Raw genomic sequence first — 22,139 nt, forward strand, 5'->3', positions numbered from 1 at the left:
TGATGGTTGATGGTTGATGGTTGATGGTTGATGGTTGATGGTTGATGGTTGATGGTTGATGGTTGATGGTTGATGGTAAGGTGTCCTTTTTGTAAATTGAAAAAAATACAACATACTCAAAGTTATCAGATAAAAAGTGAAATTAGTTTTGGTTCACATCATTTCGATAGTTGTAGCGAAGCTACTGCTGAGAAATCTTTCGAAAGTAAAAAGTGCAAAGCTCCAACCAAACCGTCATGCTGAACTTGTTTCAGCATCTTCTCCACTTTTCATAAAATCTCCAATAAACTACAGCTATTCCCATTAATTAAGGAAACTTTAGACAGGACTTAAGGGTCTAAGGTCTACCGTATTATAATTTTCTTCGGCATTTACCCTATTCCGGTTCGGCATAACCATAGCGCCCTAGTTTATCTACAGAATAGTAACTGTCTAAGCCGCCAATGGCTACACTGCCCAAGCGTTCTAAGGCTATATGCCCTCCTTCCAAAAGTACGTCTTCTGGCAAAATCAAATGCTCTACTTTACCAATAATCAACCGGGTATCATTAACCTTTATTAGTTGTTCCTCCACAAAAGAAAGACCAATTTTTATAGGGCTTTCGTACACAAAAGGCGCCTTAAAATCTTCATGATGGTATGGAATTAAACCCACTGCATCAAACTCAGACACGCCTTTATCATACTTAGCAGAAGTTTGATGGGCTTGCTTATGCATCCCCTCTGTTACCTGATTTATGGTAAAGGCACCCGTTTCCTTTATGTTTTCATAGGTATGCCTAGCCACGGTTGTGGGCCTAAGAATAAACCCTATGTATGGCGGATTGGCCCCTATGTGTACCACACTATTGAAGATGGCCAAATTTGTCTCTCCAGCTTTAGACTGTGTACCTATTAAGTTTGCCGGTTTTAAGCCAGATACCTTATTCATTAATCTACCACGATGCCTGCTGGGCAATGCCATTATCGTTTCAAAAGTGAAAGTTTTCTCCATAGTAACAAATAAAACGAAAGAACAGAATCTCTATTGTTTTGTTTAAGGCAGAGGGGAAAATATATTTGGCTTCTACTGCCTAAATATAAATTGAAAATCGAAATATAATTACCATTCATCGAAAAGAATCGGTATTCTATCTATACTTTGTGGTACTTTTCTTACTTTTACAATCCAAATCTTTTAGCTATGTATTTAACCCATACAGTAGAACACGTAAAGTATAGCAGAAGAAAAAAATCGGTTAAGTTTTTTTTCTTATTGGGCTTTTTGGTTTTCTTGTTGAAAGCTATGTTATATTTTCTTGTAGAGTATAACTTAATGATTCATTTTAGGTTAGAAAGCTAATTAAAAGCGCTTTTTAAGCAACAAATCGCCCTCTAGGCTGTAATAACGCCAGGTTCCGGTTTGCTCTCCTTTCTTATAACGACCTATTATTTTTCTATTTCCGTTTGGGTAAAACAATTTATACCGTCCATCTTGTTTACCATCCGTAAGGGGTACTTGCAATCTAATCTGCCCTGTTTTATAATACTCTTGATAATTTCTAGCATTTAAATCCTTTGGATAAATTGGTTTCACGTCAAATACCTTTTCCGTAATTTCAACTGCCAATTTAGATATGGGCTGTGGCCTTTTCTTACTGGGCATTTTACCATAGAAACTATTCTTTACAATCTGCTCTACGGGTACATAGCCAGTAATTAAAGTGCTTTTGAACAAATCGTCTTCTGGTGTTAACTGTGCGCCAAAAAGCGGAAAACAAATTATATAATCTTTGTTCTTTTTTAGTTGCTTTCTAGTTTCAAAATCGGCTTGATCGTACAAACCGCTATACAATAATGGCAAATTGGCGAAAACAAAAACACTAGACTCATTCTTAAATCTATTTTCAAAACCTGTATAATCTGGGCTATTTTCTAAGGTTTTGCCATTTTTAGTGGCCGCAATTATAGTTTTTAAGGTATTTGGATTATCACTAAAAACCACATAATCCTCTACTTGCGTAAAATAAGGTTTATCAAAAGCATTGAATCGATTGCCCAAGAGCATTTTAAAGAACCCTTTAATAGATAAAAAATGGATTTTATGATTAAGGTATTCTACAGACTTAAACTTAACAGGTGTTTTCTTGCGAATTTGCTCCAACACAAAGTTCAACTGTTCCCTAGCTAAATTTTTATCCTTTACTTTAATTACGAGTGCTTTATCATCTTTAGAATTGTTAAGTGCCGAAGCCATTTGAAGTACGGCAATTTCATTGCCCATCCAACTTATAAACTGGTCGTCTATGCTTATTTTCAAAAAGCGCTCCACACGCTCTAATCCTTCTTTATAATTACGGTATTGAGTACTATCTTTCTTTAATAAGTTTTCAAAATTGTTATAAAAAGTTTCAAAATCTTTAAACCCATACCCCACATACATAGAGGTAGAATTAGGAGCAATTTTAGGTACGCCCCGTTCTGCCGTTCCAGATTCCCGTAATGCTTCTAAGTAAGATTCATTTGCTTCGGTACTATTGGTATACCCTTTTGCGGTAAGTATTTCGTCTTCTAAATCTAAACTAAATCCTGTAAACTTTAAATTTTTACTTAATTGCCCCAAACCTTGCGGTAAGGGATTAAAATACTGCCCTAGATAATCATCCAGATATTTGTATTGAATGTACCATCTAAAATCATCTACATAGCCTACCGCTTCATTTATACGTATAAAATCTAAATCTCTCCCCAATACAGGTTCTTGATGCTGATTTATACTAGCCTCTACCAAAGTATGGGTGTACGAGGCTATCAATTGATTTTTTATAAAGCTTATGTACAAGGTCTTATTAGTGTTCTTATCTAACAGTTCTAAAATTTCTTGGCCGTGGTATAGCCTTTTACGCAACACATAATCATCATTGAGTAGCGTATTAAAGTAAGATTTAACCAGTTTTAGTTTTGCTATTTTCTTTAAATCCAGCACATAAAAAATACCATAATCCCTTTTTGAAATCATGTGTATGGAAATAAACAAAGACCTACCATCAAACTGTTTAAATAGTCTGTGTTGGTCTTTGAATACCGTATCTAATTTTTGAATGTTTTCTGTTAGTTCAGAAAAATAGCTATTGCTGGTTAAGTGTGCCCAAGCATCGCTATCACTTACCTTTTGCCAACTTTCTACAGGCTTTTCAGATTCTATGATAAATACCGCATCTTTTGGTATTAAGTAGATAGGCTGTAAGTTATTGCTGGGCTGTAAAAAGAATACAAACAGAAGATAGCCTAAATAAATCCCAAAAAGGGACAAAACTGTCCAAAGTATTCGTCTACGGGTCATTATAATAAAATATAATAACCAAACGAATAAAACTACGCCTTAGTCTACTACAGTGTTTTTAAATCTTTTATGGTTTTAAAAGCTACATCTACCTGATCATCGTTAACTAAGATGGTAAATTCGTTAGTGGTAGAAATAACCTCGTACAAGACAATACCTTCCCAGGCCAAGCGCTGAAATATAAAGTAATAAATACCAGGCACGGATACGTTTTCTGCAGGTAGTTTTACCGTAACCGATGAAAGCTGTTGTGCTTTTTGGGTACAGCGTTCGTTTTGGAACAACTCTTCTACCGTTTTATCCAAAATATTACTAACCACAATATTAATCTCATTTACACCTCTTGAAGACGTGTAAAAAATATCTTGGTTCTCATGTACCTTTTCTAGAAGATTGGCTTGCTTTGCCAAAATGGTTTCAGAATTTAGAAAGGTGTAATCCGTTAGGTTTGATCGTACCGTAATCTCACCAATATTTTTTAGAACTTTTACAATTTTGTGGGTAGCCCTAAATTCTAAATCATCAGAAAGGCGTTTAAGGGCCATAACAATTGCTCCGTTACGCACATCTTTACCCAATTCTTCTTCTATTTCTGGTTTTACGATCCTGGACAAAGAAGTTAGGTTTATTATGCCTTGTGCCAATGCACTCTGTAAAAAAGGTTTCTTTTTAATGTACTGCTCTACTACAGACGAGATGGTTTTCATAACTAAGGTTGTTTGGGACAAAATTAACACATTGTTACAAATAAAACAAATAGTTAAAAATGATAAAATGCATTTTCTACATGATTTATCTTAAATCCTTGTTTTTCTTTTAAAATTGTAATCACATCAAAGCGTACATCTAGGTCTAAGTCAATATTTGTAATGTAATTATCAGCAGCAGCCACCAAGAGTTTCATTTTTTTACTGCTCACCGTTTCTAGAATATCTTGCAGATAATTAGAACTCCTTGTCTTAACCTCAACCACGGCCAGCGTATCTTCTTTAAGGGCCAAAATATCAATTTCAGCCTTTAAGTATCTGTAATTTCGTTCCAGAATACGGTACCCTTTTTTATTTAAAAAATCTACTGCAAGCTGTTCTCCTTGCCTTCCAAACTCGTTATGTTGCCCCATGAAATCTAATTTATTGAAAAAAGTTGTGCATTTCGTCGAAAAATATTGTAGTTCATCCTCATAAATACGTTCATATTGTAATTTACAGGCTCAAAAGAACCACGCCTACCTAAATACATAGTTTAAATAATAAACTATGAGACATAATAACGCCAAAAACAGCTATGGAATTCTTTGTTAATTGTAATTCTTCTACGCTGGCGCCGTACACTACACCTTTAGACAAACAAAAGGCGGCCCACCTATATAGAAGATTAGGATTTAGTGCATCTAATGCAACAATAGAAAGTGTAGAAAACAGCAATGCCACTACCTTGGTAAATCAATTGGTAGACCAAGCACTTGCTGCACCAACCCTTGCAACACCTACTTGGGCAGATTGGACCAATGCCAATTATCCAGAAGATGATGATGCGGCAAGACAAATTAGAAGGGAACAACTTAGAGAAATTAAAATTGCCTACGGCAACCAAATGTTGGGCAACAACCTGAGAGATCGCATGAGTTTCTTTTGGAGCAACCATGTGGTAACCCAACTTAGTGTGTACAATTGCAATCCGTTTTTATTTAAATATTTAGCGTGCTTGCAACGTAATGCCTTAGGCAATTTTAAAACGTTGATAAGCGAAGTTGGGCTAACCAGCGCCATGCTTTTTTATCTAGATGGTGCCTTTAACAATGGTAACAACCCTAATGAAAACTATGCTAGGGAGCTTTATGAGCTATTTACCCTTGGCGACGGGAATGGTTATACCGAAGAAGACATTGTAGAAACAGCTAAGGCATTAACCGGCTATGTTGAACGCGGCGAAGTAGGTTGTACCGATGTTACCTTTAGAGCCGATCGTTTTGATGCTGGGCCTAAGACCATTTTTGGACAAACCGGTAATTGGGATTATAATGATGTTCATGACATTTTGTTTGACAATAGAGCCAATGAAATAGGCCAATTTATTTGCAAGAAATTATACGAGTTTTTTGTGCATCCAGATTCTGATGATGCAACCGGAAATGCACAAACTATTATAGATGGACTAGCTGCAACTTTTGTAAGTAATAATTTTGAAATTGCTCCTGTACTAAGGCAACTATTTGCCAGTCAACATTTTTTTGATGACACTGCTATAGGGGTAATTATAAAGTCTCCGTTTGATTTATACTTTAATTTTATTAAGGAGATGGACTTTGCATATACGGATGATTTAATCGTAAACATTTTTGATGCTTGCGAAATGATTGGACAAGAAGCGTTTGAGCCCGTAGACGTTGCCGGATGGCAAAGAGACCGGCAATGGATAAACACCAACTACATGATTGGCAGATGGTTAACCATGGAGGTGTTTATAGATTTGCTGTATGGCGGCAACGAAGAATTCTTTAGAGCCTTGGCCATGGATTTGGTTGGCCCGGCCAATAGCAACACCAGTAACCCAGAAATTGTGGTAAGGGCCATAGTAGACAAGTTTACCCCTAAAGGTCTATTAACCGAACAGGATTTTGAAAACGCTATGGACGCCTTTAAAACAGACGATGTTCCAGAAAATTACTATTCTCCAGATTATGTAGACGGCGGACTTAGCTATTGGATGCTAGCCGTAAGTATGGAAGCCCCTAACCAAGTATATCAGCTTATACGTTACCTGTCTAGACAACCAGAATTTCAACTTAAATAATCTACTCCCATGTGCGATAATCACCACCATCACGATACATCTCCCTTTAAAGGTCTAGAACACGAAGGCCATGATCAAGAACATAAAAAATGGAGCCGTAGGTCCTTTTTACAGGCTTTAGGTATTGCGGGTTCTGGTACCATGATGCTAGGTAGCAATTTGTTATCAGCATCTGCACCTTCTCCGTTAACAGCCGCAATAGCCGCAGCTGAAACCGACAATATTCTAATTCTTATAAGACTTAACGGTGGTAATGACGGGTTAAGTACCGTTATTCCTATACAACAATATGATACCTATGCAAATGCTAGGCCCAACATCTACATACCAGAAAGTAAAGTACTAAAACTTACAGACGATTTTGGCATACCTTCTTATATGAGTGCGCTTGAACCACTTTGGGGCAATGGACAATTTAAGGCCGTTCACGGTGTTGGGTATCAAAATCAAAGTTTATCCCACTTTACGGGTTCAGATATTTATGCCAATACCGATTTGAACACTACTGGATTTTCTGGTTTAAACACAGGTTGGATGGGCCGTCATTTTGAAGACTTGTATCCAGATTACTTAATCAATCCACCGGCAGCACCTGCCGCGATACAAATTGGGAGTATATCAAATTTGGTTTTTCAAGGAAATGAAACCAATTACGCATTTGTTACCAACAATGTAGACCAGTTGGAAGAAATTGCACAGTCCGGTGAGTTCTATGATTTATCCAATGACATATTTGATTCTTGTATGTATGGAGACCAACTACGGTTTCTACGTGGTGTAGCCAATACTACCTATGAATATTCTGGAAAAATACACGAAGCTTACATGCGTGGTCAAAACCAAGTAGAATACCAAGACAATGGTTTTGCTAGACAATTGGCTCTTCTAGCGCGTTTAATAAAAGGTAATCTAGGCACTAAAGTTTATATGATTTCTATGGGTGGTTTTGATACCCATGGCAACCAACCCTTGGCCCATGAGCGTTTAATGTCTACCTTATCTATTGCTATAAACAACTTTTATGAAGACATTGCCTTTACCCAACAAGATGATAAGGTGTTGAGTATGACATTCTCTGAGTTTGGTCGCCGTATTTATGAGAACGGTTCCAATGGAACCGACCACGGTAAAGCGGCCCCAACTTTATTTTTTGGCTCTGGTTTAAGTGGTAGCGCATTTGTAGGAGACCATCCAAGTCTAGACGAACCCAATAACAGAGGCAACTTGGAATATACCATGGATTTTAGGGATTTATATGCTACGGTACTAGCAGAATGGATGTGTGTACCCATAGATAAGGTTGAGGCACATTTGCTAGACCATCCATATAAACCGGTAAACCTTGGTTTTAACTGTAGCGGTGTAGATTTTGATGATATTGCCTATAGCGATCAACCACCTACACCTCCAACACCAACAGACCCAGACGGTGAAGTTCCAGAGGAAGAAATTCGCTCAGAAATAGTACACAAACCATACTATCCAACAGAGAACAACCCGCACATTCATTTAGAAATGCCCTTTAGCGCCCATGTAGATATTGCACTTTACAACATCCTTGGACAAAAAGTAGGAACTGTTTTTAATGAAATGGTAATGGAAGGTTCTGCAGAAATTAATATTAGAGAACGCGTTAGAGGCGGCCTCTCTACCGGAAAATATATATATAGAATACAGGTGGCAGACCAAGCAATGAGCAAGTCTGTAATGATTATGTAAAACCCCTGAATTTATTTAGATTCCCCATTGGTGCGTTTCTCACCCCATTTGCTAGTTACGAACCGCTTGGGGAATCTTCTTTTTAAACCAATTTAGATTGGTCCTTTTTGGTCTTAAAATGTAATGCCTTTTTTACTGCTGCATTTTTATCCTTGTAAACCTTTGTAAGATTTTCATCTTGGCTTTGTACATTTTCCAACGCTTTGGATAACTTTTGTAAATTTTCAAACTTTTTGGGTTTACCGGTGCTCATAATAAAATTTGTAAGATTAAACTTTCATTATTAGTTCTATTTAGTAAAACAGATTCAACAAGGTTTTATTGTTTACCAATAGTACGGTAGGCGGCATTGTTTATGCTACTTTGTGCAGATGCATGTGGTTAAATTCTTTATTTTTGACGCCTAAATTTGAATCCATGTCGCAGAACAATCCTTCTAGATATACCATAACAGCTGCTTTGCCTTATACCAACGGCCCTATCCACATTGGGCATTTAGCAGGCGTATATGTACCCGCAGATATTTACGCACGTTATCAGCGCTTGCAAGGCAAAGATGTTGCTTTTATTTGCGGTAGTGATGAGCATGGTGTAGCTATACCCATGAAAGCAAAGAAAGAAGGGGTTTCGCCGCAAGAAATTATAGATAAGTACCACACCATAATCAAAGATTCTTTTACAGAATTTGGGATTAGCTTTGACAATTATTCTAGAACTTCAGCGCCAATTCACCACCAAACCGCATCTGATTTCTTCAAAAAATTATACGAACAGGGCGATTTTATTGAAGAAACTACAGAGCAGTTGTTCGATGCGGAGGCCAACCAATTTTTAGCAGATCGTTTTGTTACTGGTACTTGCCCAAAATGTGGTAATCCAGAAGCGTACGGCGATCAGTGCGAAAATTGTGGGTCGTCTTTAAACGCTACGGATTTAATCAATCCAAAATCTACAATTACCGGTGCCGTACCCACTCTTAAAGAAACCAAACACTGGTTTTTACCTTTAGACCGTTATGAAGATTTTTTAAAAGAATGGATTTTAAAAGAACATAAGAGCGATTGGAAACCTAATGTGTACGGGCAATGTAAATCTTGGATAGACGATGGTTTAAAACCCCGTGCCGTTACCAGAGATTTAGACTGGGGTATTCCCGTTCCTGTAGCTGGTGCCGACGGTAAAGTACTATACGTTTGGTTTGATGCACCTATTGGCTACATATCTTCTACCAAAGAATGGGCCGCTAGAGAAAACAAAGATTGGGAGGCTTACTGGAAAGACCAAGACACCAAAATGTTGCATTTTATTGGTAAAGACAATATTGTTTTTCACTGTATTATTTTCCCAAGTATGCTTAAAGCGCATGGCGATTTTATATTACCAGAAAATGTACCTGCAAACGAATTTTTGAATTTGGAAGGCAACAAATTATCCACTTCTAAAAACTGGGCAGTTTGGTTGCACGAGTATTTGCAAGAATTTCCAGATATGCAAGATGTATTGCGCTATACATTAACGGCAAACGCACCAGAGACCAAGGATAACGATTTTACGTGGAAAGATTTTCAAGCTCGCAATAACAACGAGTTGGTAGCCATTTTTGGCAACTTTATTAACCGTGTAGCCGTATTAACACACAAATATTACAACGGTGTGGTGCCTACTCCTTCAGAATTTACTGAATTAGATTCGCAAACCTTAAAAACCATGCGTACCTATCCGCAAATCTTAACTGATTCTTTGGAGCGTTACCGTTTTAGGGAAGCGAGTCAAGAATTGATGAATTTAGCCCGCTTAGGGAACAAATATTTGGCAGATGAGGAACCTTGGAAATTAATTAAGACCGATGAAGCCCGTACCCAAACTGTAATGTATGTAGCCCTACAGATAGCTTCTGCCCTTGCGGTGTTAAGTGAGCCTTTCCTTCCTTTTACTTCCGCTAAATTAAAAGGTATACTTGATATTAGTTCAAGCGATAGCGCATTAGATTGGAAAGATATTAGCGCTAAAGAAGTTTTACTGGCTGCTGGCCACACTATCAATAAAAGTGAATTGCTTTTCCGCAAAATAGAAGACAAAGAAATAGAAGCACAATTGGAAAAATTAGAAGCCACCAAGCTAAGTAATGCCAGTACCAATGCAGATGCTGCGCCTCAAAAAGAGACCATTACGTACGAAGATTTTGCCAAGTTAGACATTCGTGTAGGTACCATTTTAGAAGCAGAAAAAATGCCGAAGGCAGATAAATTGTTGGTGCTTAAAGTAGATACAGGTATAGACGTGCGTACCATTGTTTCTGGTATTGCGCAAAGTTTTAAACCAGAAGATATCGTTGGCAAAAAAGTAACCGTCTTGGTGAACTTAGCGCCTAGAAAACTAAGAGGTATAGAAAGCCAAGGCATGATTTTGATGACGGAAAACACCGATAACAAATTGGTTTTCGTAAACCCTGATGAAGATGGGGTTGCCAATGGAGAGGGAATTAGTTAGCACATAGCTGCGCTTTAATTTACTAATTACAAATTGATAGCAGTCGAGAATTTAAAGAACCTAACGTTAATTAGGTCTTAACAACGCTCGACCTGACATTAAAAAATTCCTAAGAGCTATGAACGCTATACAATTCATCACCCAAAACACACAACTAGACAGCAAAAGTGTGGCCAACACGGTTAGTCTTTTAGAAGAAGATTGCACCGTACCCTTTATTGCACGTTACCGCAAAGAACGCACGGGTAATTTAGACGAGTTGCAAATTGGTGCAATTGTAAAGTTCAAAGAAGCTTTTGTGGCCCTAGAGAAACGCAAGGCTACCATTTTAAAAGCTATTGAAGAGCAAGATGCTTTAACGCCAGAACTTAAAAGCAAAATAGAACAAACGGTAGATACTACCGTGTTAGAAGATATTTACCTGCCTTTTAAGAAAAGTAGAAAGACCAAAGCCGAAAAAGCACGCAAAAATGGATTGGAGCCTTTGGCAAAAATTATCATGGCACAGCGTACTACAGATTTGGAATTTACCGCGGGTAAATACGCCAACGCCAATGTCCCTGATGAAGCTGCTGCACTGGAAGGCGCCAGACATATTATTGCGGAATGGATTAATGAGCGTACAGATATTCGCAACCAGATTAGAACGCAATTAGAAAAATATGCCCAATTAGAAACCAAAGTAATTGGCACCAAAAAAGACGATGAAAAGGCACAGAAATATCAAGATTATTATGATTGGAACGAGTCCCTTTCTCGCTGTCCATCGCATCGATTGTTAGCTATATTACGTGCAGAGAGCGAAGGATTTATTCGCGTAAAAATTAGTATTGATGACGATCGCGCTTTGGATAGCATAGACCGAAAAGTTATCAAAAGCAATAATGCTTGTGCAGACCAAATTGCTATGGCTGTAGAAGATGCGTATAAAAGATTGCTGCTACCCTCTTTATCTAACGAAATTTTAAAGCAAGCTAAAGAAAAAGCAGACGAGGCGGCCATTGCCGTATTCACAAAAAATTTAAGGCAATTACTGTTAGCACCACCCTTAGGGGAAAAACGCATTTTGGCCATTGATCCCGGCTTCCGAACAGGTTGTAAATTGGTTTGTTTAGATGCCAATGGCAATCTGTTGCATAACGAAACTATTTATCCGCATCCGCCACAAAAACAGTTAAGGGAAGCCAGTAAAAAGATAGCTTCTTTAGTAGATGCCTATAAAATTGAAGCCATTGCCATTGGTAACGGCACGGCATCTAGAGAGACCGAAAATCTGGTAAAAAACACGCCATTTAAACGCGATTTGGAAGTGTTTGTGGTGAGCGAAGCCGGAGCCAGTATATATTCTGCTTCTAAAATTGCTAGGGACGAGTTTCCAAATTATGATGTTACCGTTCGTGGCGCAGTTTCTATAGGCAGACGTTTAGCAGACCCCTTGGCAGAATTGGTTAAGATTGATGCCAAAAGTATTGGCGTGGGGCAATACCAACACGATGTTGACCAAACCAAATTAAAAACCGCTTTAGATACCGTAGTAGAAAGCTGTGTTAACTCCGTTGGTGTAAACGTAAATACGGCAAGTGAATCGCTTTTAAGTTATGTATCTGGCATTGGACCTAAACTAGCGGAAAATATTGTAAACCATAGAGCGGAAAATGGAGCTTTTACTTCTAGGGAAGCCATAAAAAAAGTGCCTCGCTTGGGTGGTAAAGCTTTTGAGCAAGCAGCTGGATTTTTACGTATTCGTGATGCGGAGAACCCACTAGACGATTCGGCCGTGCATCCAGAGAGTTATGGTATAGTAAAACAAATGGCAAAAGACCAAGGTATACCACTAACCAAGATTGTTCGTAATACCGCAGTACTAAAGAACATCGACCTAAAAAAATACCAAACAGAAACTATAGGTTTACCCACCCTACAAGATATTTTAGAAGAACTAGAAAAACCAGGGCTAGACCGTAGGGAAAAGGCCAAAGCCTTTACGTTTGACCAAAATATTAGAACTATAGATGATTTAAGGTCTGGTCAATTGCTGCCCGGCATCGTTAATAATATCACCAACTTTGGTTGTTTTGTAGATGTAGGTATCAAAGAAAGTGGGCTAATTCATGTATCTAATTTATCGGACAGTTACGTGAGTGATGTCAATAGCATTGTGAGCTTGCATCAACAGGTAATTGTAAAAGTTTTAGAGGTAGATATAAAACGAAAACGCATACAATTAATGTTGCATAAGGGGTAATCCTTATTTTTACAGTACCTTTAATTTCAATTAGTTAGATTTTAATATTGTATCTAAAAATGAGTTCTACGGCTAATTTACCCACTATTATGATTGCTGAAGACGAGCATGTGAATTACTTGCTATTAGAAATGTGGCTAAAAGGTAAGTGCCATATTTTACATGCTACGGATGGCAATGAAGCAATTGAAATTTTTAAAAACCATCCAGAAATAGCGCTCATTTTAATGGACATAAAAATGCCCTATACAGATGGTAAAGAAGCTACAAAAGCGATTAGAAAAATAAACGATACTATACCTATTTTGGCCCAATCTGCTTTCGTAATGGATTATGAAAATCAGGATATTCTAGAGTCTGGCTGTAATGCAGTATTGAACAAACCCATAAGAAAAGAAGAATTTAACGCTTTATTAAATAAGTTTCTACCCAATTTAAATTTGAATTAAAAGGGAGTAAGCGAAATTTGCAATATGCTTAAAATTGCTTATCACCCCATTTATAGGCACCCCCTACCAGAAGGCCATCGTTTTCCAATGGAAAAATATGAACTTTTACCTCAGCAACTTTTACATGAGGGTACATGTGAAGTTTCTAATTTTTTTGAGCCTATTTATGCAGAAATCCAGCCCATACTTGCCGTACATACAACAGATTATTACAGTAGATTAACCAAACTCAACTTAGATAAAAAGGAAATACGCAAGATAGGTTTTCCGCTATCCAAACAATTGGTAGACCGGGAGCATATTATAACGGATGGCACCCTAAAAGCAATTCAATTTGCACTAAAATATGGGATTGCCATGAACATAGCAGGCGGTACACACCACGCCTATAGTAACAGGGGCGAAGCATTTTGCCTTTTAAATGACCAATCCATTGGGGCGCAATATCTCTTGGACCAAAACTTAGCCAGCAAAATTCTAATTGTTGATTTAGACGTGCATCAAGGAAATGGTACTGCTGAGATTTTTGAACGCAATCCCCATGTATTTACCTTTTCTATCCACGGAAAAGCAAACTATCCCTTTAAAAAAGAGATTTCAGATTTAGATATTGCCCTAGAAAAAGGAACCACAGATGATGTGTATTTGAAAATATTGAATGAAACCCTTTCTAACCTATTAGAGCAAACCCAACCGGACTTTGTGTTTTACCTTGCCGGCGTGGATGTTTTGGCTTCAGATAAATTGGGCACCCTAGGGTTAACCAAAGAAGGTTGCAAGAAAAGAGATGCAATGGTTTTGCAAGCCTGCAAAAACAATGGCCTTCCGGTCATGTGTAGTATGGGAGGCGGGTATTCACCAGAAATAAAGCATATTGTAGATGCACACGCCAATACCTACCGGTTAGCTCAGGAAATATATTTTTAGCTTTGTAAAAAATACCATATGAAAAAGATTCAATTAGCAATAGTATTATTGGCTTGCTTTGCGCTTAATGCCCAAGATATTAGCGGACCAAAGAAAGATAAATTATGGAATAATTTTACCTATGACATGGGCAATGTTTTTGGCGGCATGGGTTATGCCTACAGCCGGCCAGCACATTGGGAAGGTAAGCAGTGGGGACATTTTGGTATGTTAACGGGTGGTACACTGGCTTTATTTCTTGTAGATGACGAGGTAAATAACTGGACCAGTGGCTTTAAAGAAGACGTGCCGGATATTATTACAGACTATGGTCATAAATACGGTAACCCAAACAATAACTATATGTTTACGGGGGCCGTGTATTTAACCGGACTTTTCACCAAAAACGAAAAACTTAGAAGAACTGGTGTACTTTTGATTTCTTCCGCAACTGCAGGCGGATTATTGCAACAAGTAAGCAAACGTATTGTAGGAAGGGCCAGACCCAAAAGTGGTGACCCATCTGGCACTTTTGATCCCATACATTTAGACCGAGTATTCAATTACGATTCTTTCCCATCTGGACACGCGATGTTAGCCTTTAGCAATGCCTATGCCATAGGCAAACAGTTTAAAAGTCCATGGATAAAAGCAGGTCTTTATATGGTTGGGATGATTCCTGGTTTAACCCGGGTCATAGATGATTTTCACTGGATCTCTGATGTTGCGTTTAGCACGGTATTGAGTATATTTATTGTAGAATCCATAGACCGATATTTGGATAAAAAATACACTGAAAAGTACAACGACCAAGAAAAAAAGGTTGACTGGAGCTTACAGTTTGCACCCAACCGCATTGGTGTAGTTGCCCGGTTCTAATCAATGTTAAAGACAAAATCAAAAAACTATGTTATCTAAAAAATTAGAAGAAGCTTTAAACAAACAGATTCGCATAGAAGCAGAATCCAGCCAAGTATATTTAAGTATGGCCTGTTGGGCCGAAGTTAAAGGTCTGGAAGGCGTTGCCAAGTTTATGTATGGCCATTCTGACGAGGAAAGAATGCATATGTTAAAACTGGTTAAATATGTAAACGAAAGAGGTGGACACGCCAAAATATCCGACTTAAAAGAACCAGATACCGAGTTCGAAAGTTTCCAACAAATGTTTGAGCAGTTATATGAACACGAGATTTTTGTTTCGCAAAGTATAAACGAACTAGTACATATTACACTAGAAGAAAAAGATTATGCTACACACAATTTTCTACAGTGGTACGTAGCCGAACAATTGGAGGAAGAGGCCCTAGCCCGTACAGTTTTGGATAAACTTAATCTTATTGGCGATGACAAAGGAGGACTTTATCTGTTTGATAGAGATATACAACAGTTAAGTGTTGAAAGTGCTGCCTCTGAAACAGGAATGGAATAAATATTATTTAGATTAATTAAATATAGTGTATTTTTGTTTCATAATCCAGAACGATTATGGGCAAGAAAAAAGTGGCAGACAAAAAGCTTAAGAAAATTCACTTAGAGGAATTAAACCCAAAAAAGTGTAAAACCAAATGTTGTGATAAGTTTAAAAAAGGAGAACACAAACGCTGTAAACGCTGTCCGTGTTTTGATCTCTTAAAAAAGGTAGCTTAAACTTATTGGGCGGCAATAATTTCTTTGTCGTCAAGAAAATATTTAGAGGCGTGTTTGGCAAAAAGTGCACTATGCTTACATTTTTCCGAACACGTTTTTTTATGCGCTAAATAAACTATTTTCTTCTTGGCTAAATAAATAGCAAAAGCATTGGGTTCCTTTTTCTGCAATTCAGCTTCAAAACGCTCTTGATCTTTCCAAAAATCTGCTTCGTCTTCAGCATCTACCAAATTAAGATTCAATTCGTTTAAGGCATCGCGCTCCGCTAACTTTTCATAAAATAGTACATTGACCTTCTGTGGCTGTTGCGCACAAACCAACAATGGCATTATTGCCATAAATAAAACTAGTGTTCTAACGCTTGCCTTCATACTATCCTACTTACGTTAAAGTTAGTCTATTAGGTTCATATTAAGCATCAAAAAACATATTAAGCTAATGTTAAATGCAAATGCGTTACCAATAGGTAGGTAAAATCGAAAAATCTATAGAAAGTGCACCGCATTCTAGAAAAAAGAAAGCCCCCGAGTAACATCGGGGACTTCGAATTATTTTTATTTACCTAGTAGTAAAAGCTCATTACATTTAACTTCTGTAATGTACCTTTTATCCCCATCCTTGGTTTCATAGCTTCTATGGATTAGCTTCCCTTCTACCGCAATTTGTTTTCCTTTGGTTACGTAATTCTCCACTATTTCCGCAGTTTTTCCCCAAGCTACTATATTGTGCCATTGCACCTCTTCTACCTTTTCTCCTTTTTGATTTTTGTAGGTTTCACTAGTAGCAATAGAAAAGCGGGCCAATTTATTCCCGTTATCTAAGGTCAATACTTCTGGATCCATTCCTAAATTTCCAATCAACTGTACTTTGTTTTTTAAGGCGTTCATGTTATTTTATTTTAAGATTAAACAGTTAATACTATTGCTTACTAACAGCAACGGTACAAACATAGTCTTCCCGTTAATCCATACTCGGTTATGAATTATTTATTTTCGTTTGTAGTCGTTTACAAATGTTTGTATGTGAATAAAAAATCAAATCAAATGTCAAAATAGTACAGATAAGGGTAAAATATGTTCTGTTATCTTAGGGCTAAAACCAATAGTTTTACAGCTTACTAAGTGAGAAATCTCTAAAAACATATATTTTTTTGCTTGGTTAGAAAATAGAACGGACCAAAACCAAAATACGATTCATGTTTACCATTAACCACTCTAATAAACGCTTGCTTTTCCTTTTAATAGCTATTTTTTTCTTTTCTTGTAAAAAAGAACACGTATCCCCTCCCAAACCCTTTGGTATTGTTCCGCATGAACGTCAAATTGCATGGCATGATTTGGAATTTTACGCATTTATCCATTTTACTATCAACACCTTTACAGATAAAGAATGGGGATTTGGAGATGAATCCCCAACGTTATTTAACCCAAGTGAATTTAATGCCGAGCAGATTGTACGAACCGCAAAAAATGCTGGCATGAAAGGTCTGGTTTTAACCGCAAAACACCACGATGGATTTTGCCTTTGGCCCACAAAGACTACCGAACATAATATTTCAAAATCACCCTACAAAAATGGAGAAGGAGACATTGTACAAGAAATAGCAGATGCTTGCCGTAAATACGATATAAAATTAGGTTTGTACCTCTCTCCTTGGGATCGTAACAATGCAGCCTACGGAAAACCAGAATATGTAGAAACCTTTAGGGCCCAATTAACAGAGTTATTGACTAACTATGGGGAGGTATTTGAAGTTTGGTTTGATGGAGCCAATGGCGGAGATGGTTATTATGGTGGTGCAAATGAAAAAAGACAAATAGATAGATCTACTTACTACGATTGGGAAAACACCTATGCCTTGGTAAGAGAACTACAGCCCAATGCCGTAATCTTCTCAGATGTTGGCCCAGATGTACGTTGGGTGGGCACGGAAGCTGGTTTTTCTGGCGACCCTTGTTGGCACCGGTTTACTCCAGAAGGTTTAGAACCTGGCGTGGAACCGGCTCCGGGACAAATTAAATATTGGGAGTCCTTAAATGGAACAAGGGAAGGAAAGTTCTGGCTTCCTGCAGAAACCAATACATCTATTAGACCGGGTTGGTTTTATCATGAATCTGAGAACGACCAAGTTAAATCTCCCGAAAAATTAGTAGATACACACTATGCCAGTATTGGCCATGGCACCAGTTTTATACTAAACCTAACACCAGATAAAAGAGGGTTAATTCCAGATACCGATATTTCTGCCTTAAATGGTTTTAAAGCGATTTTAGATAGCACCTTCAACACCAATTTAGCAGAAGGGTCAAGTATTAGTGCATCAAATGTTAGGGGAACATCTAAAAAATATAGCGCTAACAACCTCTTAGATACCGATAATACTACCTTGTGGGCAGTAGAAGACTCCGTTAAGAAGCCATCTGTAGTAGTAAATTTTCCAAAGGAAACCACATTTAATGTAGTTAATATTAGAGAATACATACCTCTTGGCCAACGCGTTTGGGGCTGGGCTCTAGACCGATGGGAAAATAATGAGTGGGTAGAATTTGCAGCAGCAGAATCAATTGGCAACCGCAGATTGTGGAGAGGTTCCCTACAAACCACCAAAAAAATAAGATTACGGATAACAGATGCGGGGGCAGCACCTATATTAAGTACGCTCTCTGTACACAAAGAACCCGTACGTTTAACCCCACCAAAGGTATATAGGGATACCACTGGCCTTTTATATCTTGAAAGTAATGGTAAAATAAAATATACGTTAGACAATACCGAACCCAACACAACTTCTAAAGAATACCTAGGACCAATACCCTTTGTTAAGGGAGGCATCTTAAAAACTAAGACCTTTGATGGTGACAAGGAAAGTGAAACCCAAACTAGCTTATTAGGTTATAGCCCAAATAAGTGGAGTTGTATAGACTGCCTTAACAACCATGCAATAGATGAGAATAGTTCCACGCCATATAGCAGCCCAAATAAGGAAGTAATCGTGGATTTTGGTGAAGTTTTAAACGTTTCTCAACTATTGATGACGCCTGCTACAAAAGGTAAGAAAGAGGGCATGGTATTGAATTATGCGTATTATGGCAGTACCGATAAAACCAATTGGACGCTTTTAGCCAAAGGTGAATTTTCTAATATTTTCAACAATCCAATAATGCAAGTAACCCCAATAAAAAAGACCTCCATGAAATATTTAAAATTGGTGGCAGAGCGTACCGTTGCAGACAAACCGCTTCGTATTGGTGAGTTAAGCGTGGTTGTTGACTAAGACCTAAACTTTTAAAAAAACCAGTATACCAACAATTTTGGTCTGTTAGACCGTTAAAAACCGTACCATTGAAATTTACCAAATTCCCCCTTACACTATTCCTATTCATTGTAGGATTGGCGACACATGCGCAAAATACGTCAGAATTAAACCTTTCAGGCACATGGCAAGTACAACTAGCTCCGTCTACAATATATCCTAAACTAGAAAAATCTGAAGGCACTATTAACCTACCTGGATCATTGGCCCAGAATGGGTATGGCTTTAAGACCAAAGGAGCAGATATTGGCATACTTACACCAACCTATAAATACATTGGTATAGCCAGCTATTCAAGGGAATTTGAAATACCCAAATCTTGGAAGAACAAAAAGATTACGCTATTCTTAGAACGCGTTTTATGGCAATCTGAAGTTTGGATAGACGGTAAACCACTAGGTAAAAAAGATGCCTTAGGCATACCACATATACACGAACTGGGCAATCTTAAACCTGGCAAACATACCTTAATGGTAAAGGTAGATAACAATATGATTTACAATATTGGAGACAAAGGCCATGCATATAGTGAATCTACCCAAACCATCTGGAACGGTTTGGTTGGTGAACTAAAACTGATTGCCAAAGACCAAACTCATTTTGTAGATCTAAAAACCATTTCTAATCTTAAAGAAGATAAACTAGAGGTATGGACAAAAATATACGCGTCAAAAGCTAGCAAAATCTCCATTTCCGCCAGTATAAAACATATAAATGGAAACGACATTTTACTTTCAGATAAGTATACCTTTCAATTAGAAAAAGGCATACAAAACATCAACTTCCACCTTAATCTAATGGACAAGATTAAACCGTGGAGCGAGTTTGATCCTGAGGTGTACGAAATTACCCTTAGCCTTAAAGCTGGCAAAAACCAAGATAGTATTGATTCTGAATTTGGCTTTGTAGAAGTTGCCCATAACGGTACGCAGGTAACAATTAATGGCGAACCGGTTTTTCTTAGAGGTAATTTAGACAACGTACATTTTCCCCTAACGGGTTACCCATCTACCAAAGTAGAAGATTGGTTGGCCATTTTTAAAACCTATAAAGATTATGGACTTAATCATGTAAGATTCCATTCTTGGTGCCCACCACAGGCCGCCTTTAAGGCTGCCAATAGAATGGGTATCTATATTCAAGCAGAAGCATCGGTTTGGATAGACTCTTGGATGAACGAGGATATGATAGCCAAGGGACGTCCAGAAATGGAAACCAAAGGCCATCCAAAAGGTTTAGGGTTTAACAGCCGCAGAGATTTATGGGTACAAGATGAAATGAAACGAGTAGTAGACCAATACGGCAACCACCCCTCTTTTATCATGTTTTGTATTGGAAATGAATTAGGAAGCTCAGACTTTGAACAGACCAAAGAATGGATTGCCAAACTAAAAAAGTATGATAACCGTAGATTGTATGCTGGCTCCACCGCTAGAAAAATAACCGAAAACGACGATTATACGGTTACCCATTTAATAGACAATGTAGGCTGGACCAGAGGACTTAATGGCGCCCACACCAATTGGGATTTTGAAAAAGCATATAGCCAGATGAACATTCCCATCCTTGCGCATGAAATTGGCCAATGGCCAGTATACCCTAGTTGGTCAGAAATTGACAAATACACTGGTATTCTTAAAGCTAGAAACTTAGAAGCATTTAAAAAGGTAGCCCAACAAAATGGCATTGCAGATCAAGCCGATGCTTTTAAACAGGCTACCGGAGCACTAAATCAAATCATGTATAAATATGAGATTGAATCGTTTTTAAGAACGGAGAGCTGTGCGGGTATTCAGTTATTGAGCATGCAAGATTACCAAGGGCAAGGTGAAGCCTTGGTAGGATGGCTAGATATATTTTATGATAGTAAGAATATAACCACACCACAACAATTTAAACAACACCACAATACGGTAGTCCCTCTTTTAAGAACACCCAAATTTGTTTACGATAACACGGAGCATTTTACCGGTACCGTACAAGTATCCAACTTTGGCAAAGAAAATCTAGAAGACGTTAAGGCTACTATTACTATAACAGACGAAGAAAACAATACGATTTATTCAGACCTATGGCAAAATAAAACCTTACCAAGAGCAAAGCTTACCACCCTAGGTTTAATAGAATTACCCTTGAACACGGTTACCAAGGCAGGTAAATACACCGTTACCATAGCAATTAAGGGAACCGAATTTAAAAATCAATGGAACTTTTGGGTTTTTCCAAAAGAAACGGAGATTACCTTAGGAAAAGTACTCCTTGCCCATGAAATTAATCCAACTATTTTAGCCCAATTGCATGCTGGTAAAAAGGTGTTATTAAACGCACATAATTTAGGCACCAAGAAGAACTCGGTAGACTACAATTTTTATCCACTATATTGGTCTTACACCTATTTTCCTGGGCAAGGAAAAACAAGCTTGGGTATGCTTATCCAAGATAAGCACAAAGCTATGGAGGGCTTTCCAACAGATTATCATTCAGATTGGCAATGGGAAACTTTTGACAAAAAAGCAAAGGCCTTTTTATTGAATGAAACTCCAAAAGATTACAAACCCATAATCCAGTTGGTAGACGATTTTCACCGGAACAACAAAGAAGGTTTATTATTTGAGTTTAAAGTAGGCAAAGGAAAACTCTTGGTAAGTGGTTTTGATCTAGAAGACACTACCTCCGTAACGGCCATGCAACTTAAAAAAAGCATTTTACAATACATGAATTCCAATGCTTTTGTCCCCACCACGACCGTAAGCAACGAGTTTTTATTGAATAATTTTTCTGAACAACTTAGTACTAAAACAAACGACGCCATTTTGTTAGAAGTAAAAGCTTCTGGAAAGTTAGGAAAAGATAAAACACAGTCTTGGTCTGCTGATGGAGATACCGTTTTAAAACAGCAAAAGAATGCTGCTTATACCATATCAAATGCATTTCAGGCGAACCAGAATGGCTCCACTTACTGGAAAAGTAATAACGTTACGGTAGATTTAACCTGCCCAGATGGCTTTTTGGGTAGCCTATATGTTTTGGCAAAAAGACCAAAAGGTACAACAGACCATATGACCATCACATTTGAAGGCAGACATATAACCATCGCTCTAAAAAATGAAGGTGATGAACAATGGATAAAATTTCATGTAATGCGAGAAGACAGCAACGATGGCAAACTTGAATTATCTGTAAAATCCAACACAGATTTACCTGCTGCAGCTGCAGAATTAGTGGTAAAAATGGATTAAAACAAATTCTTACCGA

The 22,139-nt window shown here is 37.8% G+C and carries 17 protein-coding genes; 10 read left to right on the forward strand and 7 right to left on the reverse strand.

The features are described from left to right. Positions 1-376: 376 nt before the first annotated feature. From BUL40_RS00005 to BUL40_RS00020, 4 genes are all read right to left on the reverse strand, one after another. A complete protein-coding gene (locus BUL40_RS00005; protein ID WP_244901794.1) occupies positions 377-994 on the reverse strand; it encodes a flavin reductase family protein in 618 nt (205 codons plus the stop codon). Positions 995-1,342: 348 nt separating this feature from the next. Continuing rightward, the gene (locus BUL40_RS00010) at positions 1,343-3,322 is read right to left on the reverse strand and encodes a DUF3352 domain-containing protein (RefSeq protein ID WP_080317572.1); all 1,980 of its coding nucleotides are present in this window, start codon (positions 3,320-3,322) and stop codon (positions 1,343-1,345) included. Between the two features lie 47 nt (positions 3,323-3,369). Further along, the gene (locus tag BUL40_RS00015) at positions 3,370-4,029 is read right to left on the reverse strand and encodes a hypothetical protein (RefSeq protein ID WP_010519021.1); all 660 of its coding nucleotides are present in this window, start codon (positions 4,027-4,029) and stop codon (positions 3,370-3,372) included. 53 nt (positions 4,030-4,082) lie between these two features. After that, a complete protein-coding gene (locus BUL40_RS00020) occupies positions 4,083-4,442 on the reverse strand; it encodes a YraN family protein (RefSeq protein ID WP_080317573.1) in 360 nt (119 codons plus the stop codon). Positions 4,443-4,606: 164 nt separating this feature from the next. Between BUL40_RS00020 and BUL40_RS00025 the strand changes: the two genes are divergently transcribed. Further along, positions 4,607-6,115 carry a DUF1800 domain-containing protein gene (locus tag BUL40_RS00025; RefSeq protein ID WP_080317574.1) on the forward strand — a complete coding sequence of 503 codons (1,509 nt, stop codon included), beginning with the start codon at positions 4,607-4,609 and terminating at the stop codon, positions 6,113-6,115. A 9-nt stretch (positions 6,116-6,124) separates the two neighbouring features. Next, on the forward strand, positions 6,125-7,834 hold the full coding sequence (locus BUL40_RS00030) for a DUF1501 domain-containing protein (protein ID WP_080317575.1): 1,710 nt from the start codon (positions 6,125-6,127) through the stop codon (positions 7,832-7,834). Between the two features lie 82 nt (positions 7,835-7,916). Here BUL40_RS00030 and BUL40_RS15680 read toward each other — a convergent pair whose 3' ends face one another. Next, positions 7,917-8,087, reverse strand: coding sequence for a hypothetical protein (locus BUL40_RS15680; protein ID WP_176465419.1), 171 nt, complete (start codon positions 8,085-8,087; stop codon positions 7,917-7,919). Between the two features lie 164 nt (positions 8,088-8,251). On the opposite strand from BUL40_RS15680, the gene metG reads away from it, so the two are divergent. The 6 genes from metG (at position 8,252) to BUL40_RS00060 (ending at position 15,353) form a co-directional block, all read left to right on the forward strand. Further along, on the forward strand, positions 8,252-10,324 hold the full coding sequence (gene metG / locus BUL40_RS00035; protein ID WP_080318005.1) for a methionine--tRNA ligase: 2,073 nt from the start codon (positions 8,252-8,254) through the stop codon (positions 10,322-10,324). A gap of 118 nt (positions 10,325-10,442) precedes the next feature. Next, positions 10,443-12,569, forward strand: coding sequence for a Tex family protein (locus BUL40_RS00040; protein WP_080317576.1), 2,127 nt, complete (start codon positions 10,443-10,445; stop codon positions 12,567-12,569). Positions 12,570-12,628: 59 nt separating this feature from the next. Continuing rightward, positions 12,629-13,018, forward strand: coding sequence for a response regulator (locus BUL40_RS00045; RefSeq protein WP_010519015.1), 390 nt, complete (start codon positions 12,629-12,631; stop codon positions 13,016-13,018). Positions 13,019-13,042: 24 nt separating this feature from the next. Continuing rightward, complete coding sequence (locus tag BUL40_RS00050; RefSeq protein ID WP_080317577.1) at positions 13,043-13,945, forward strand: histone deacetylase family protein; 903 nt, start codon at positions 13,043-13,045, stop codon at positions 13,943-13,945. Positions 13,946-13,963: 18 nt separating this feature from the next. Then, positions 13,964-14,803, forward strand: coding sequence for a phosphatase PAP2 family protein (locus BUL40_RS00055; protein ID WP_080317578.1), 840 nt, complete (start codon positions 13,964-13,966; stop codon positions 14,801-14,803). Between the two features lie 28 nt (positions 14,804-14,831). Then, positions 14,832-15,353 (forward strand): ferritin, encoded by a 522-nt coding sequence (locus BUL40_RS00060; protein ID WP_010519012.1) that lies wholly within the window; start codon positions 14,832-14,834, stop codon positions 15,351-15,353. A gap of 220 nt (positions 15,354-15,573) precedes the next feature. On the opposite strand, the gene BUL40_RS00065 is transcribed toward BUL40_RS00060, so the two are convergent. Next, a complete protein-coding gene (locus BUL40_RS00065; RefSeq protein ID WP_010519011.1) occupies positions 15,574-15,942 on the reverse strand; it encodes a hypothetical protein in 369 nt (122 codons plus the stop codon). 183 nt (positions 15,943-16,125) lie between these two features. Continuing rightward, the gene (locus BUL40_RS00070; RefSeq protein ID WP_010519010.1) at positions 16,126-16,458 is read right to left on the reverse strand and encodes a single-stranded DNA-binding protein; all 333 of its coding nucleotides are present in this window, start codon (positions 16,456-16,458) and stop codon (positions 16,126-16,128) included. Positions 16,459-16,766: 308 nt separating this feature from the next. Between BUL40_RS00070 and BUL40_RS00075 the strand changes: the two genes are divergently transcribed. Together BUL40_RS00075 and BUL40_RS00080 are read left to right on the forward strand one after the other, a co-directional pair. Further along, complete coding sequence (locus tag BUL40_RS00075; protein ID WP_080317579.1) at positions 16,767-18,845, forward strand: alpha-L-fucosidase; 2,079 nt, start codon at positions 16,767-16,769, stop codon at positions 18,843-18,845. Positions 18,846-18,913: 68 nt separating this feature from the next. Beyond that, positions 18,914-22,123 (forward strand): sugar-binding domain-containing protein, encoded by a 3,210-nt coding sequence (locus BUL40_RS00080; RefSeq protein WP_080317580.1) that lies wholly within the window; start codon positions 18,914-18,916, stop codon positions 22,121-22,123. Positions 22,124-22,139: the final 16 nt, after the last annotated feature.

The organism is Croceivirga radicis, assembly GCF_002072105.2.
In the GTDB taxonomy this organism is placed as follows: domain Bacteria; phylum Bacteroidota; class Bacteroidia; order Flavobacteriales; family Flavobacteriaceae; genus Croceivirga; species Croceivirga radicis.

What these genes read in the sequence shown, in the direction of transcription:
- BUL40_RS00005 (WP_244901794.1), bottom strand. Translation starts at nt 994, where the DNA reads ATGGAGAAAACTTTCACTTTTGAAACGATAATGGCATTGCCCAGCAGG.
- BUL40_RS00010 (WP_080317572.1), bottom strand. Translation starts at nt 3,322, where the DNA reads ATGACCCGTAGACGAATACTTTGGACAGTTTTGTCCCTTTTTGGGATT.
- BUL40_RS00015 (WP_010519021.1), bottom strand. Translation starts at nt 4,029, where the DNA reads ATGAAAACCATCTCGTCTGTAGTAGAGCAGTACATTAAAAAGAAACCT.
- BUL40_RS00020 (WP_080317573.1), bottom strand. Translation starts at nt 4,442, where the DNA reads ATGGGGCAACATAACGAGTTTGGAAGGCAAGGAGAACAGCTTGCAGTA.
- BUL40_RS00025 (WP_080317574.1), top strand. Translation starts at nt 4,607, where the DNA reads ATGGAATTCTTTGTTAATTGTAATTCTTCTACGCTGGCGCCGTACACT.
- BUL40_RS00030 (WP_080317575.1), top strand. Translation starts at nt 6,125, where the DNA reads ATGTGCGATAATCACCACCATCACGATACATCTCCCTTTAAAGGTCTA.
- BUL40_RS15680 (WP_176465419.1), bottom strand. Translation starts at nt 8,087, where the DNA reads ATGAGCACCGGTAAACCCAAAAAGTTTGAAAATTTACAAAAGTTATCC.
- metG (WP_080318005.1), top strand. Translation starts at nt 8,252, where the DNA reads ATGTCGCAGAACAATCCTTCTAGATATACCATAACAGCTGCTTTGCCT.
- BUL40_RS00040 (WP_080317576.1), top strand. Translation starts at nt 10,443, where the DNA reads ATGAACGCTATACAATTCATCACCCAAAACACACAACTAGACAGCAAA.
- BUL40_RS00045 (WP_010519015.1), top strand. Translation starts at nt 12,629, where the DNA reads ATGAGTTCTACGGCTAATTTACCCACTATTATGATTGCTGAAGACGAG.
- BUL40_RS00050 (WP_080317577.1), top strand. Translation starts at nt 13,043, where the DNA reads ATGCTTAAAATTGCTTATCACCCCATTTATAGGCACCCCCTACCAGAA.
- BUL40_RS00055 (WP_080317578.1), top strand. Translation starts at nt 13,964, where the DNA reads ATGAAAAAGATTCAATTAGCAATAGTATTATTGGCTTGCTTTGCGCTT.
- BUL40_RS00060 (WP_010519012.1), top strand. Translation starts at nt 14,832, where the DNA reads ATGTTATCTAAAAAATTAGAAGAAGCTTTAAACAAACAGATTCGCATA.
- BUL40_RS00065 (WP_010519011.1), bottom strand. Translation starts at nt 15,942, where the DNA reads ATGAAGGCAAGCGTTAGAACACTAGTTTTATTTATGGCAATAATGCCA.
- BUL40_RS00070 (WP_010519010.1), bottom strand. Translation starts at nt 16,458, where the DNA reads ATGAACGCCTTAAAAAACAAAGTACAGTTGATTGGAAATTTAGGAATG.
- BUL40_RS00075 (WP_080317579.1), top strand. Translation starts at nt 16,767, where the DNA reads ATGTTTACCATTAACCACTCTAATAAACGCTTGCTTTTCCTTTTAATA.